The organism is Bombilactobacillus sp. ESL1187 (assembly GCF_058107155.1).
In genome coordinates this window covers 1,600,855-1,615,602 of record NZ_JBYLTZ010000001.1, presented here as the reverse complement: position 1 = coordinate 1,615,602, position 14,748 = coordinate 1,600,855, and the positions used below count along the sequence as shown (strand labels likewise).

The 14,748-nt window shown below is 38.4% G+C and carries 11 protein-coding genes; 1 reads left to right on the top strand and 10 read right to left on the bottom strand.

The window, feature by feature from the left end:
* Positions 1 to 2,319 (top strand): transglycosylase domain-containing protein, encoded by a 2,319-nt coding sequence (locus AC3B5B_RS07570; RefSeq protein WP_489769772.1) that lies wholly within the window; start codon positions 1 to 3, stop codon positions 2,317 to 2,319.
* A 68-nt stretch (positions 2,320 to 2,387) separates the two neighbouring features.
* Here AC3B5B_RS07570 and AC3B5B_RS07565 read toward each other — a convergent pair whose 3' ends face one another.
* The 10 genes from AC3B5B_RS07565 to parE all read right to left on the bottom strand — a co-directional run bounded on the left by AC3B5B_RS07565 (position 2,388) and on the right by parE (position 14,535).
* Positions 2,388 to 3,038: an endonuclease III domain-containing protein gene (locus AC3B5B_RS07565; RefSeq protein ID WP_489769771.1), complete on the bottom strand. Its 651-nt coding sequence runs from the start codon at positions 3,036 to 3,038 to the stop codon at positions 2,388 to 2,390.
* Complete coding sequence (locus AC3B5B_RS07560) at positions 3,038 to 3,676, bottom strand: DnaD domain-containing protein (RefSeq protein ID WP_489769770.1); 639 nt, start codon at positions 3,674 to 3,676, stop codon at positions 3,038 to 3,040. The genes AC3B5B_RS07565 and AC3B5B_RS07560 overlap by 1 nt, the downstream gene beginning before the upstream one ends.
* A gap of 22 nt (positions 3,677 to 3,698) precedes the next feature.
* Positions 3,699 to 4,778 (bottom strand): DmpA family aminopeptidase, encoded by a 1,080-nt coding sequence (locus tag AC3B5B_RS07555; RefSeq protein WP_489769769.1) that lies wholly within the window; start codon positions 4,776 to 4,778, stop codon positions 3,699 to 3,701.
* A gap of 284 nt (positions 4,779 to 5,062) precedes the next feature.
* Positions 5,063 to 5,719: an NAD(P)-dependent oxidoreductase gene (locus AC3B5B_RS07550; protein WP_489757955.1), complete on the bottom strand. Its 657-nt coding sequence runs from the start codon at positions 5,717 to 5,719 to the stop codon at positions 5,063 to 5,065.
* A 66-nt stretch (positions 5,720 to 5,785) separates the two neighbouring features.
* On the bottom strand, positions 5,786 to 6,700 hold the full coding sequence (locus tag AC3B5B_RS07545) for an ROK family protein (RefSeq protein ID WP_489769768.1): 915 nt from the start codon (positions 6,698 to 6,700) through the stop codon (positions 5,786 to 5,788).
* Positions 6,701 to 6,709: 9 nt separating this feature from the next.
* Complete coding sequence (locus tag AC3B5B_RS07540) at positions 6,710 to 7,936, bottom strand: ArgE/DapE family deacylase (protein WP_489769767.1); 1,227 nt, start codon at positions 7,934 to 7,936, stop codon at positions 6,710 to 6,712.
* Positions 7,937 to 8,059: 123 nt separating this feature from the next.
* Entirely contained in the window at positions 8,060 to 8,989 is a 930-nt protein-coding gene (locus tag AC3B5B_RS07535; protein ID WP_489769766.1) for a manganese-dependent inorganic pyrophosphatase, read from the bottom strand.
* 98 nt (positions 8,990 to 9,087) lie between these two features.
* Positions 9,088 to 10,056, bottom strand: coding sequence for a LysR family transcriptional regulator (locus AC3B5B_RS07530; RefSeq protein ID WP_489757951.1), 969 nt, complete (start codon positions 10,054 to 10,056; stop codon positions 9,088 to 9,090).
* Between the two features lie 13 nt (positions 10,057 to 10,069).
* Entirely contained in the window at positions 10,070 to 12,532 is a 2,463-nt protein-coding gene (gene parC, locus AC3B5B_RS07525; RefSeq protein ID WP_489769765.1) for a DNA topoisomerase IV subunit A, read from the bottom strand.
* A 5-nt stretch (positions 12,533 to 12,537) separates the two neighbouring features.
* Positions 12,538 to 14,535, bottom strand: coding sequence for a DNA topoisomerase IV subunit B (gene parE, locus AC3B5B_RS07520; RefSeq protein ID WP_489769764.1), 1,998 nt, complete (start codon positions 14,533 to 14,535; stop codon positions 12,538 to 12,540).
* Between the last annotated feature and the right edge of the window lie 213 nt (positions 14,536 to 14,748).

The following is a 14,748-nucleotide window of genomic DNA, read 5'->3' as shown; positions in this document are numbered from 1 at the left end:
ATGAATGATTCACGCCTAGCACGCTATCATCAAACTCCCAAACACAAGCATTCCATTATTAAACTGTTCGTTTCTTTAATTATTGCAATCATGGCAATTTTAATTGCCATTTTTATTTATTATGGTTTGAGTGCACCTAAAATTAATTCTGAAGTTTTACAAAGTGGTGGTTCCTCCAGTATTTACGACCAGCACGGGCACGAAATTACTACTTTAGGTAACCAAAATCGGACTTACGTCACTATTGATAAGGTGCCACAAAATATGCGTAATGCTGTGGTCTCCATTGAAGATCGGCACTTTTATAAAGAACATTTCGGCGTTAATCCGATTCGAATTTTGTTGGCGGCTGTTAACAATTTACGAGGCGGACAACTACAAGGTGGTAGTACTTTAACTCAACAATTAATCAAATTGTCAGTCTTCTCCACTAAAAAATCTGATCAAACGATTAAACGTAAAATGCAAGAAGTCTGGTTAGCCGCGAAAGTTGAACGTAATTTTTCTAAAGATCAAATTTTAGAATATTACATGAATAAAGTTTATTTAGCTAATGGCACCTATGGTTTTCAAACAGCGGCACAGTATTACTTTGGTCAGAAGTTAAATCAATTAACACTACCGCAAATTGCGTTACTAGCTGGCATGCCTCAGGCCCCTAATAACTACAATCCTTATGGCAATCCTCAGGCGGCGAAAAAAAGACGTGACAGTGTCTTACAAGCCATGTACGACAATCACAAAATTTCCGCTAGCCAATTACAATCAGCCCAACAAACTCCTATCACTACAGGTTTAAAACCTTATCGGCCTAATTCTGGGGTCGGTGAAAATAAAATGATTGTGGATTCTTATATTAAACAAGTCATCCAAGAAACCAAGGCCAAGGGCTTAGATCCTTATCGCGATAATCTAAAAATCACCGTTAATATGAATTTAAAAGCCCAAAAATATCTCTATGATTTAGTTAATAATGATGCCTATGGCTTATTTAATAGTCAACATTTACAAACTGCCGTTTCGGTCGTTGATCCGAATACTGGAGCTGTAGTAGCCATGATTGGTGGTCGTAAATTAGGTAATGTTCAATTAGGCTTGAATCGAGCAGTGCAAACTACTCGTAGTAACGGTTCCACAATGAAGCCGATCCTAGATTATGGTCCCGCAATTCAAAATTTAAAATGGAGTACTAACCATATTATTACGGATGAACCTTACACTTATCCTGGTACTAGCATTGCTTTACAAAATTGGGATCATTCTTACGATGGCGCGATGACAATTAGAACTGCCTTGGCCCAATCGCGTAACGTACCCGCTGTTAAAACTCTACAAGCTGTCGGCTTTAACAAAGCCCGAAAATTTGCTAACAATTTGGGGATTAATGTTCCGTATAAACAAGGTCTCTCGGCTGGTATCGGTAGTGACGTCTCCAGTTTACAATTAGCAAGCGCATATAGCGCTTTTGCTAACAGCGGAACTTATCATCAGCCACAATATATTTCCAAAATTCAAACAACAGATGGTTTAGTCCACGATTATGATACTACTAGTAAAAAAGTCATGAGTGCCGGGACTGCTTATATGATTACCGATATTTTAAAGGACGTTGTTCAACCTAGTGGAATGGGTTCTCAAGCTTATATTAGTGGCTTACATCAAGCTGGTAAAACCGGTACGACTAATTATAGCGACACTGAACTAGCGAGAAATCCAGCTTTAAGTAATACCGCCAAGGATTCTTGGTTTGCCGGTTACACTAAGCATTACGCAATTGGCGTTTGGACGGGCTTTGATAATCCGAGTCAAGCCGGCGTTGACCAGAATCAGCAAAAAATTGCCGGTCAAGTTTACCAACGTCTAATGCGCTATCTGGCTGCTTCCAAAACCAATTCAGATTGGAAAAAACCACATAGTGTCGTACGTGTCAGTGGGACTAATGTTTTATATTTACGTAGTAAGCGGCCAAAGAACTTACCACCAGCACGGCATAATACCGGTCATAGTTCTCTAACTAATGCTGAAGATAATGATGCTGTGATTCCCAATCGTGGTACTGGTAATAATGACTCTGAAGTTGACAGTTCCAGCGAAAGTTCCACTAATACTACTGACGGCAATAGTGCCTCAAGTAATCAACCAGACACCAATAATAATCATGAAACTACTAATGATTCTCATAATAATAGTAGCTCATCTAGTTCTAATAATAATACTACTAACAACACCACGACTAATCCGACAACCGGTTCCGTGAGTCCTGGTAATACTGCCCCAACTACGCCAGCAACACCACCTGCTACTACTAATCCACAATAAATTAAAAATAAGGGTTCTGATTCAGACTAGTAATCACTAGTGTCAATCAAAACCCTTTTTTATTATCTCTAGCTTTTATTTTCAGCTGTCACCCATTGGTCGCATAATCGCACCACCGGTAAATCTTTAATTTGTTGTTCACGATGAAAATTATACTCACGTCCAAAATCAATCAACGCATGATGCGCCTTTGTCCAATATTGTTTAGCTAACGCTTGAGTCACCCGTTGTTCCACCTGCTGAACTGTAGCAGTGGGTTCAACAAAATGTAGCCGTTTAGCGATCGTACTGACATGCGTATCTACGGCAAAAGCGGGAACATTAAAGCGATCACTCAAAACAACATTCGCTGTTTTAGTACCTACACCTGCTAAAGTAATTAAATCCGCTTTATTAGTAGGAACTTGTCCCGCAAAATTCTGTTCTAATTGCTGAGCGCATTTAATCAGATTGCGCGCCTTATTATGATAAAGTCCTAGAGTCTTAATCACGGACTCAACCTGTAAAATAGTCGCTTGTGCTAAAGATTGCGCATCCGGAAAAAGTTGAAACAACTGTGGCGTAACTTGATTAACTGCTTTATCAGTTGTCTGCGCACTTAACATGACGGCAATTAAATACTGAAAGTTTGATTTTGCGACCAAACTTGGTGCAGCGTTGGGGTACTGTTGAATAATTAATAACAACGCTGTTTGAATTTGTGCGTCATCAAGCAACATTAGTACCCCTCCAGATTTTCTTTTTGACGTTGTAATTGAGCAGCCGTTTTAATATTATGTTTTTCCCAACTTAGCAAAATACGATCCATATACTTTAAAGAATAGGCTTGATTTAAAACTGCCTCTTTTAAAGCCAATTGAATTAATTGGTAATCATAATGATCTTTCGTTAGCCATTCTTGAATAGTTTCTTGTTCAATTGGCGATAGTGGTCGCCCAAACTCCACTTCAATTTGTTGAAATAAGCGTTGTCTAACTTGTAGACTCTGACTTAAAGTTGCCTGTTGTGACGTTTTTTCAGCAGTCTCCACTGATTGCTTTAATAATTGTTCATATGCTGGGGTTAAATCATAGGCATCTTGATAAACAGAATTAGCTTTAGTCTGCGACACGATTTTTAACATTTTTTTATCTATTAAGCTCTGAATTAATTGATAAATTTTTTCTGCACTGAAACCAGTATTGAGCATCAAATCATCCGTCGCTGGAAACTGGATCCCTTGTTCCTGATACATTCTTAAATTGACCCAAACTAAAAACTCATCACCAGTCATATTTAAATGACCAATATTTGTCAATAATACATTATTAATCGTCGTATTACCGGCATTTAATAAATCGCGGGTCGAAGAGGCCATTAATATCACTTCCTATGATTAGTTATTTTAATCCTAAATCTCGTAATAAATCTTGCGCCATTTGGTTATCAGCACCCAAGTTAACCAGCGCATCACGTAAACTAAAGCAAGGTTGACCCTGGCGGTCAACCACTGTTTGGGCATGAACCAATGCACTTAAAATAGCCTCGTTAACCGTATCGACGATGACTCGAAAATAGCGATCCATCTGCGTATCATTAATGACTTGTTGAACACTTAATTCTTGTTGAGCAAAATGATCCACACGATTTGCTGTAGAAAAAGCAAGCGTTATTTCACCACTACCATTACCAGCAAACGAACCACTACGGGTAATACCAACACTAGAGTGCTTAGCTAGACGCTGCAATTGACGTTCATTAAACGGAATATCAGTGGCAATCACTGTAATAATACTACCATTTTCCGGTAAATTGCGGTGTTGCACTAATTGTTGACCAATGGGTTGACCGTAAATAGTCAAGTCTTCTAAAAAGCCAAAATTGGCCATTACCAAGACTCCTAACATAAAAGGCTTTTGATCAATCATTATTTGCCGCGAAGTTGAACCAATCCCGCCTTTTAAGTTATAACAGCGCATTCCTGTGCCACCGCCAACATTTCCTTCCAAAAAGTCGGGACTGGCGTTTTTTAAAGCTGCTTGGACATCAGCTTCTTTGATTCCTAAAGCGCGAATAGCATTGATCTTGCCATCATTACATTCTAAAACAACCGGATTAACAGTTCCCGTCGTTGTCCCAATTTCTGGATTATTTTGCAACATATACTTCACCAAACTAGTATAAGCTGTTCCCACAGCAAAAGTATTTGTCAAAATTAACGGTGTTTCTAAAGTACCCAATTCCTTAATTTGGACTAAACCTGTACTTTTACCAAAACCATTAATCACATGACAACTAGCGACTAATTTTTGCCGAAACACATTACCAGAAGCCGGAATAATTGCTGTTACACCTGTCTGCAAATGGTTGGTTTGAATGGTCGTTTGCCCAACCAATACGCCAGGTACATCAGTAATTAAATTTTTGGGTCCTGGTTGTGTCAAACTCAATGAATTCTTTAAAGGTTTTGGTAAACCCAATTGAATCTCTTCCCTTCTTCACCGTCTCTTAGATGAACGCTTAATGAATTGAAAAAATAGCTATGATGTTGTCTTAATAATAGCATGACTTCTAAAAAGTTTCATCGTACAAAAAAAGACTGGGACACTTCCAAAAACCAAACAAGCTAAATATAATCTATCAATAATCAAAACTTTAATTTGAGTATTGAGTGTTGGTTAGAATGTTTTGAATTTTTGAAAACAAAAGCGTAGCTTGACTATTTTTAGCCTGCCCTGTCCTAGTCTTTAATTAATAATTATGATTAACGATTAATTACTGTAAAACGTTCTTGTTGATGCTGTGGTTGCTCAATTTCATCTAAGGCCGCAACCGCCATCGTCCCCGCAGTAGTTTGCGAAACTTCCTGTTGGTTAAATAGCAACTCATCCTGACCTAATTGTAATTCAGTGGCCGCACCAGCAACAAAGTTAACTCCCGGTGAAATACCAACCCAATCAACATTATCAACCGTCCGTAAAAATTGTAATTCGGATAATTGATTCTGTGGCACACTGATAAACGCCTGATTAGCTGGATCTTTTTCCATATCCCGCACAAATAAATGCTGATCTGAACCGGTTAATAAACTACCAGCTCCTAAAATGAACACTAAGCGTGGTTTGGTTAATTGCCGGGTCTCAGCAATCAAGTGAGTGGCTAAATCAACGTGTAGATAAGCTTGGTCTGGAGCACAAGCGAATGCATCAATCACGACATCATACTGCATTAAATCAGCTTGCATTAAAGCAAAGGCATCCTGTGCCAAAATTTTCAAATTGACATTTTGCAAATCCTTAGCTAACTGCGCTAACTTAGCTTGGGTCCGGCTAATGGCAGTCACTTCATGTCCTCTAGTCAAAGCTTCTTGTACTAATGCAGATCCTGCCATACCCGTTGCACCAATAACTGCAATTTTCATCATTTTGCCTCCAATATTATTCTTACAATTAATATATCTAACAATATTTTAAACAAAAAAACAAATTTAATGCTCAGAAACTTGTCCGGTGACCAATAATAAATGGTACAAAGCACCATATAAATTCGCATCGTTCTGCAATTTACTAGTCATTACTTCTGGCATTGCTAAAGTTTGCTCAATAATCGGTAATTGCGTCCGTAAATTTTGCAATTCTTGTTGAATAGTGGTGGTAACAAGCGGTTGTGCAGAAATTCCACCACCAATGACAAAGCGTTGCACATCAATAACAGCTTGCATATTTAACAAGAGTAGCGCTACATTTTGACAATATTGCCGAAAAATAGTTGTAGCTCTGGTATCTTGCGCCTGAATAGCAGCAAACACTTGCCGACCATCAGTTAAATCAGCTAAGCCTAATTGTTGTGCAATGGTCTTAATCATCAAAACTGCCGAACAATTCTTGCCGCTTAAATTGTCCAAAGTAGCGGTCTGGTTTTGTAACATAAAGCTGATTTCACCAGCTTGAAAATGCTGCCCATAAAAAAGTTGATGATTTAAAACTAAGCCACTACCGATTCCGGAACCTAACACAATCGCTGCACCATTCGCTATGCCTTGTAAATTACCTAACCACATTTCTGCTAAAGCAGCAGCTTTCCCATCATTTTCGACAGTGATAACGACGCCCTCATCTACATGCAGCAATTGTGGCAGTGATTGCTGATCTAAAAAGCTTAGTAAACCTCCACCACTAATTTGCTCCGAGGGATGTGCTACTTTGCCCGGTACACTGAAAGCCACACCCTGATACTGACCTGCAAAATGATCCAATATAGATTGCAATTGCCGGATAAAAGCCTGCAAGTCAGTGGTCACGGTTGGAACGGTTGTTTGTTCATGCAGCTGGCCTGTTAAATCAATCAAACCGAATTTGAGATTGGTACCGCCAACATCAATACTTAAAAAATGTTTTTTCATTATTATTATTTATCCAAAAAATTTTGTAAACAATTGTTTGTAAATTTCTACAAATTGTAAATACATGGTCTGTGAAACATATTCATTATCTTGATGCGGATTATCATTACCGGGACCAAACATGACGTAATTAGCACCTGTTGGATGATCAAACAATAGCTTCGAAGCATCCGTCCCGCCAGAAATACCAACGGGAATGATTTTATCAGTTGCCAATTCCAAATTCATTAATTGGCTAGCTTGCTGTTTCTGTGCTAAATCAGCAGCACTCACAGCCTCTTGGTAATATTTCTTTTCAAATGGTACTGCAACTTGTTGAATTAGCTTGATGATTTTTGCATCTGGATTGCCCAAAATAGGAATAATATCCATATTAACATCCATGGAAATTTGCCCCGTGGTAGCCTGATTGTAATCAGCAATGACAGTTTTAATGGCTGTCAAAATTTCTTGGTTGGCCAATTCGGGAATCGTTCGAATATTTAACACTGCATAAGCAGAGCCCGGAATAGCATTATCTTGGCTACCACCATGAATTACATCAATATTAAAGACCGTATCTCCGAGCACTTCATTATGCGCCGCGGCCATCAAAGGCTTAACCTTTTGTTCAATCTGTTGCAAGACATTAATTAAATGTTCCACAGCATTATTACCAAACTGAGGCATTGAACTATGAGCCGCTTTACCAATTGAATTTAAATGGATATCTAATTCACCCTTGCTAGCATAAGGAGCCATATAACCCGATGGTTCCGCTACTAATAGAGTATCAACATCTTTCATATATCCCTGTTCAAATAAAACTTGTGCTCCCTGTTGACCAACCTCTTCACCAGCCGTGGCTAGTAAACGAATCGTCCCATTAATTGGTGTAGCACTTTCTTTAAGTTCAATTAAAGCAATCACCAAGGCTGCTAAACCAGCTTTCATATCAGTTGCACCCCGGCCGTACAACTTATCGCCTTTAGCAGTTAATTTAAATGGATCCGTCTGCCAATTATCTAATTCCACATCTACAACATCCATATGTCCAGTGATCGCTAAAACTGGCTTGCCGGAACCAATTTCAGCTACCAAGTTAGCCCGATCGCCAGCAACAGGAACCAATTGGCTGTCAATACCAGCTTTAGTTAATAATGATTGCAAATATTGAGCAACTTGCTTTTCGTGATCATTAACCGATTTAAAACTGATTAATTTTTCTAAAATAGCTAGTTTTTGTGTTTGATCCATAATAATTCCCCTTTAATCAAGATTGGCTTAATTATAACAAAGTTCAACGTAATTCGAATATTTTGGTTCAAAAAAAGAAGATTCGACAATTAACTTGTCTCCTCTTTCTTATTATGGCGTACTTTAAAATTGTTGTTGTAATGGCGGAACAATTTGCTTTTTCCGTGAAACAACTCCTGGTAAATGCATCTTACCTTGAGTTAACTTCTGATTAAAAGCAGCTTCTACTTTCGGCATTAGGGTTGTATCACCATTCACAATTAGCGTTGTATCACTATTTAAAACATTAGTAATGGCCAATAGAAATAGTGCATAACCATTTGCTTGACAACTAGTAGCCATGGCTTCATCAAACTCACTTTGCCGGGCCACTGCTTCTTCCATATCAACTACATTAACTTGCGCAATCCGAATAGCTTGACCACCCATTTCAAAGCTCTTAGCGTCAGCGTCAATTAATTCAGCTGCTGATTTATCCGCAATATTAGCTCCGGCCTTTAGCATTGTGATCCCATAAGTATGGTAATCCTCATGGGCTAACTGTGCTAAATCTTCAATTGCTTGCCGATCAGTATCAGTCGTAGTCGGTGAATTTAGCAACAAAGTGTCAGAGATAATAGCCGACATCATCAAACCAGCAATTTTTGCCGGAATTTCTACTCCCGCTTCATGATACATTTTCCATAAAATCGTATTCGTCGAACCTAATGGCTCGCCCCGATAATACAAGGGACCTGCTGTTTCAAAGTTAGCGATCCGATGATGGTCAACTACATGCGTCACTGTTACCTGGTCGATGTCACTAACGCTTTGTTGGGCTTCATTATGATCGACCAACATTACGCTTTCAACATCTGGTTTGGCTGTTGTGATCACTTTAGGTGCTGCTTGATCAAAATGAGCTAACACATATTTTGTTTCGTCATTCGGTTCGCCCAAAGCCACGGCTTGCGTATCTAAACCTAACTTATTTTGTAAATATGAATAAGAAATTGCTGCTGCAATTGCATCAGTATCTGGATTTTGGTGTCCAAAAATATATTCTTTTGCCACAATATCCCCTCCAAAATGGATTTAATTATCTTTATTATAATACGTAATTACCGCAATCAAACCTTTCGCACAAAATTTCTTAACAAAACAAAAAGGATTTATTTTTGCGCAGCGTCTTTTAACCGTTGCTCGTAGGTAACATCCGTCACATAATTATCCCAAGCTTTCAGGAAAGTTTCGATGCGTGGAATACTAGACTTTTCTTTACGATAAATAAAGTCTAATTCAAAATCAATTGCTGGTTCAATGTAATTTTTTTGTAACGTAATTTGGGCGTCATTAGCAATGACATAGCTTTCAGGAAAAGCTGCGTAAATCCCCTTTTGCTGTGCAAAATGTAAGATTTGATCTGGTGAAGAAAAACGTGCAATACAATGAGGCGGATCAACCAACTGATTCTTAAATTGTTCCCGCAATAATTCAGTTAAATAGTAATTGCTTGGATAACTCACCCATGACTTCACCGTGGTTTCCCTTAATTGTAAAATCCGGCCATCTTGCCATTGCGGATTATCATTGAGCAATACTAAATTTTCGCTCATAATTTTCTTGGTACTGTAAGGACGCCAATTTTTAATAGAATCATCTGGCAAATACATAATTGCCAAATCGATTTGGTTGTTTTCCAAACTGTCCCATAATTCCCGGCGTGTCAACAATAATGTCTCTAAAACAACATCTGGTTGTAAATCATTATAACGAATAATAAAATCTTCAATCACACTATCTTCAATCGTTGACAATAAACCAATTTTAATCGAACCGGTCGATGATAAGGTGGACTTTTGAATCTTATCAATCGCCGTTATCATTGTTCCATAAACTTCTTGGACTGATTTGAGTAAAATTCGTCCAGCATCGGTTAAATGAATTTGTTTGCCAACTGAATAAAATAAAGGCGTCCCAATGTTCCGCTCAATTTTCTTAATTTGTTGGGTTAAAGCTGGTTGGGTTATTCCTAGAGACCGTGCGGTCTTCGTATAATTCAGATTATCTGCTAACTTAGCAAAATAACTTAATGATTTAGAAGTAAATACCCGTGTAAAATCATCATTGCTAACAGTCATAAATCTACCTCACTTAGTCTTCATCAGCAAGCTGCTGTTGAATTATCTTTTTTGTTTTTATTATCGGTCCATTCTTTTCAACGTCAATTACAAATGAACCATTAGAATAACGATCAACTTTTGTAAAATCAGCTAATTTAAGTTGGTTCCAATAATGATTTTTAGTTTCAACTTCTAATATATCATTTTTAGCAAATAAAGAAACAAATTTTATGAAATGTGGACTTTTTTTTAATTTTCGTAAAACTAATACGCCTCTGCGGTCACGATTGGCCACAGGAATTTCGATTAATTTCATTCTTTTAAAGGCACCCCGTTGCGTCAAAATGCCCACATCAAGCTGTTCCAATTCACTTTCAGCGTAAATTTCACAATTGACTACCACTTCATTAGCTTTGAGCTTGATTAATTTCACTCCGGCAGCTTTAGCTTTCACCACTGGAACTTCGGTCAAAGAAAAACGCAAGGCATACGCACTGTTAGTCCAACAGACAACTCCTGTAGCTACTGATTGGACCTGATAAATAACATTAACCACTTGACTAGTCGTTGCGTGCAACTTAATGGCCGTCAGTGGCTTGGTGCGATAAGTGCGGCCAGGTAAAAGATCTTGAAAGTTAACTTGCTTAATATAGCTATCATTAGTTGCTAGAATAAAGTTACCCGTTTGCTTTAGATCGGTAAAAATAAAAGCCCGTAAAATAATTTCATCTTTTTGTAAAGTAAAAGTTTGCGATAAATGTTGACCAGTTTCTTTCCAACGCACATCGGCCAATTCATGAATCGGCCGATAAATTAAATTACCATAATTAGTAAATAAAAACAGATGATCAAGCGTTGAAGCTTCTTGATCTAAAACTATTACATCATCTTTTTGTAAACCATTATCAGTTAATTTTGAAGCTTGGTAGGAACGCAAACTACTACGTTTTAAATAACCTTGTTCGCTCACTAAAACCCGCACTGTTTCATTACCAACCATGACCCGGCGATCAATCTTCAATTCTTGGACTTGAGCTTGAATTTCCGTTAAACGTGGCGTCGCAAATTCTCGCTTGGTTTCTTCTAATTCCGTTTTAATGACGTGCAGTAAAGCCTGCGGCTGTTGAATAATTTCTTGAAATTGCGCAATCTTTGCTTGTAAATCAGCTTGCTCTTTTTGTAAAGATGAAACATCAGTATTAGTTAGACGATACAACTGTAAAGCCACAATCGCACTGGCTTGTTGCTCACTAAAATCATAAGCCGCCATTAAATTTTGTTGCGCATCATGTTTATTTTTACTGGCACGAATGGTCTGAATTACTTGATCTAAAATCGACAAGGCTTTAATTAAGCCATCAACAATATGCAAACGCCGTTGTGCTTTTTGTAAATCAAATTGCGTCCGCCGCAGTACCACTTCTTGTTGATGTTGAACATAAGCTTTTAAAATTGGTAATAGACCTAACTGCTGTGGTCGCATTTGTGAAATAGCCACCATATTAAAATTATAAGTGACTTGTAAATCCGTATTTTTATATAAATAATTTAAAACACCCTGACCGTCCACATCACGTTTTAATTCAATGACAATGGATAAACCGTGCCGGTCAGACTCATCACGCACTTCAGCAATCCCGTCAATTTTTTTGAGCAAGCGCACTTCATCAATTTTTTTAACTAACTGCGCCTTATTAACTTCATACGGAATCTGGGTGACTACAATTTGACTACGATGGCCGTTTAAGGCTTCAATTTTTGTTTTGGAACGCAAAACCACGCGCCCCCGACCAGTTTCATATGCCTGTTTAATACCATCGACTCCTTGTAAAATGCCGCCAGTGGGAAAATCTGGACCTTTTACATACTGCATGGCCTGTTCCAGGGTTAAAGCCGGATTATCAATTAAAGCAATCGTGGCATCAATTACTTCGCCCAAATTGTGTGGCGGAATTTCCGTGGCATAACCTGCCGAAATCCCGGTGGCTCCATTAACTAAAAGATTGGGAAAACGTGCTGGTAAAACCGTGGGTTCTTCTTGCGTATCGTCGAAGTTTAAAACCATATCAACAGTATCTTTATCAATGTCTTGTAACATTTTTTGCGCAATTTTACTCAAACGCGCTTCAGTATAACGCATTGCTGCGGGAGGATCACCATCCATTGAACCATTATTACCGTGCATTTCGATTAATGGTGCCCGCAATTTCCAGTTTTGGCTGAGCCGCACTAGGGCTTCATAAATAGAACTATCGCCGTGCGGATGAAAATTACCCATAACATTACCAACCGATTTAGCCGATTTTTTAAAGGCTTTATCATAGGTATTATTATCAATATTCATCGCGTACAAAATGCGCCGTTGGACAGGCTTTAAACCATCACGCACATCCGGTAAAGCACGTTCTTGAATAATATATTTCGAATAACGCCCGAAGCGATCACCCATGATTTCTTCTAAGGATAATTCTTGAATTCGTGAATCTTCACTCAATTTGTTCACTCACCTTGCTTATGATTTAACTGCTTTTTCAAATCAGTCGTTGCAATTGCTGCTTGATTGGTGGAATCAATTAAACTCACATCATCTTCTAGATTAAATTTGACATTATTTTCAATCCATTGTCGTCTAGGAGCAACTTTATCCCCCATTAACGTGGTCACGCGCCGTTCAGCTAAGGCGGCATCATCAATCCGAACGCGCACTAATGTCCGGTTTTCTGGATCCATCGTAGTTTCCCACAACTGATCCGCATTCATCTCACCCAAACCTTTAAAGCGTTGTAAACTGTAGCCAGTACCGAACTGAGCAATACCCGCACGTAATTGCTCTTCTGTCCAAGCATACTTGATTTGTGTCTTAGCGCCACGGCCTTTTTGTAGCTTATACAGTGGTGGCAAAGCAATATAAACTCGACCAGCTTCAATTAAAGGACGCATGTAGCGATAAAAGAACGTCAACAATAAAATTTGAATATGAGCACCATCAGTATCTGCATCAGTCATGATAATAATTTTGTCATAATTACTATCGGCTAAATTAAATTCCGGACCTACTCCCGCACCAATCGTATAAATCATTGTGTTAATTTCTTCGTTCTTAAAAATATCATCCAACTTGGCTTTTTGCGTATTTAACACTTTACCCCGTAATGGTAAGATGGCCTGAAACTTTCGATCACGGCCCTGTTTAGCAGAACCCCCAGCAGAATCTCCTTCGACTAAATAGAGTTCATTCTTTTGCGGATTGCGAGATTGTGCGGGTGTCAATTTACCAGATAGTAAACCTTGATCTTTTTTCTTCTTTTTACCCCGACTATTTTCTCGGGCTTTGCGGGCAGCCTCGCGTGCTTGCCGTGCCTTTAAAGCTTTTTTGACTAAAGTTTGACCAAAATCACCATTTTCCAGTAAATAATATGTCATTTTTTCATAAATGAGATTATCTACGGCACTTCGTGCTTCCGGAGTCCCTAATTTACCTTTAGTCTGTCCTTCAAATTGTAACAAGTTTTCAGGAATACGGACAGACAAAACTGCACTCAGACCTTCGCGCACATCTGAACCTTCTAAATTCTTATCACTCTCTTTGAGTAATCCAACTTTTCGAGCATATTCATTAAAAGCTTTAGTTAAGCCCGATTTCATACCAGCTTCATGGCTACCACCATCACTGGTTCGAACATTATTGACAAATGATAAAATATTTTCTGAATAGCCATCATTATATTGACCGGCAAATTCGACTTCGATATCGTTTTTGGTATCTTCAAAGTAAAAAATATCTTTAATAACATCTTTACCTTCATTGAGGTATTTAACAAATGACTGAATCCCATCCGCATAACAATATTCTTCCTGACGAATTGGTTGGACACGTTGATCAGTCAACGTAATTTTGACACCTTTTAACAAAAAAGCTGATTCGCGTAATCGTTCTGCCAAAGTATCAAAGTTAAATTTAGTCGTTTGAAAAATAGTGGCGTCCGGTAAAAAGGAAATTGTAGTTCCACTAGCTTGCTTGACATGACCCACTTTTTTCAAAGTACCAACGGGCTGACCGCCATTTTCAAACCGCTCTTCATAAGCCTCGTGTTCACGAACAACACGGACCTGCAACCATTGAGATAAAGCATTAACTACTGACGAACCAACACCATGCAAACCACCAGAAGTCTTATAACTATTATCAGAAAATTTTCCACCCGCGTGTAAGACGGTTAAAATTACTTCAATGGTGGGAATCCCTGACTCATGCATTCCAGTGGGCATCCCCCGACCAAAATCCGCCACCGTTACCGAACCATCTTGGTTCAACGTCACATTAATTTCTTGACCAAAACCGGCTAAGGCTTCATCCACTGCGTTGTCCACAATTTCATACACCAAATGATGTAATCCCCGAGCATCGGTCGAACCAATATACATGCCCGGTCTTTTGCGGACAGCTTGTAAACCATGTAAAATTTGAATCGATGAATCATCATAATTATTCGTCATAAAATCCTACTTTCAAAAAAGAACAGAATATTTTATTAGTTTGTATTAAAATAGACAAGACCGAGATAAAATCTTGTATGATTAAACCTAATATTATTTCATAGAGTGTGTTTGTAACTACGCTAAATTCTTCAGGACAACCGGGGATAGGCATAATGCATGCAGACTTTGTGCTATTCAGTAACCGCTAGTACTAGGTTACTCAATTAATCA

Bases quoted from the DNA above. Each gene is read 5' to 3' on its own strand.
- AC3B5B_RS07570 (WP_489769772.1), top strand. From the start codon at position 1: ATGAATGATTCACGCCTAGCACGCTATCATCAAACTCCCAAACACAAG.
- AC3B5B_RS07565 (WP_489769771.1), bottom strand. From the start codon at position 3,038: ATGTTGCTTGATGACGCACAAATTCAAACAGCGTTGTTATTAATTATT.
- AC3B5B_RS07560 (WP_489769770.1), bottom strand. From the start codon at position 3,676: ATGGCCTCTTCGACCCGCGATTTATTAAATGCCGGTAATACGACGATT.
- AC3B5B_RS07550 (WP_489757955.1), bottom strand. From the start codon at position 5,719: ATGAAAATTGCAGTTATTGGTGCAACGGGTATGGCAGGATCTGCATTA.
- AC3B5B_RS07545 (WP_489769768.1), bottom strand. From the start codon at position 6,700: ATGAAAAAACATTTTTTAAGTATTGATGTTGGCGGTACCAATCTCAAA.
- AC3B5B_RS07540 (WP_489769767.1), bottom strand. From the start codon at position 7,936: ATGGATCAAACACAAAAACTAGCTATTTTAGAAAAATTAATCAGTTTT.
- AC3B5B_RS07530 (WP_489757951.1), bottom strand. From the start codon at position 10,056: ATGACTGTTAGCAATGATGATTTTACACGGGTATTTACTTCTAAATCA.
- parE (WP_489769764.1), bottom strand. From the start codon at position 14,535: ATGACGAATAATTATGATGATTCATCGATTCAAATTTTACATGGTTTA.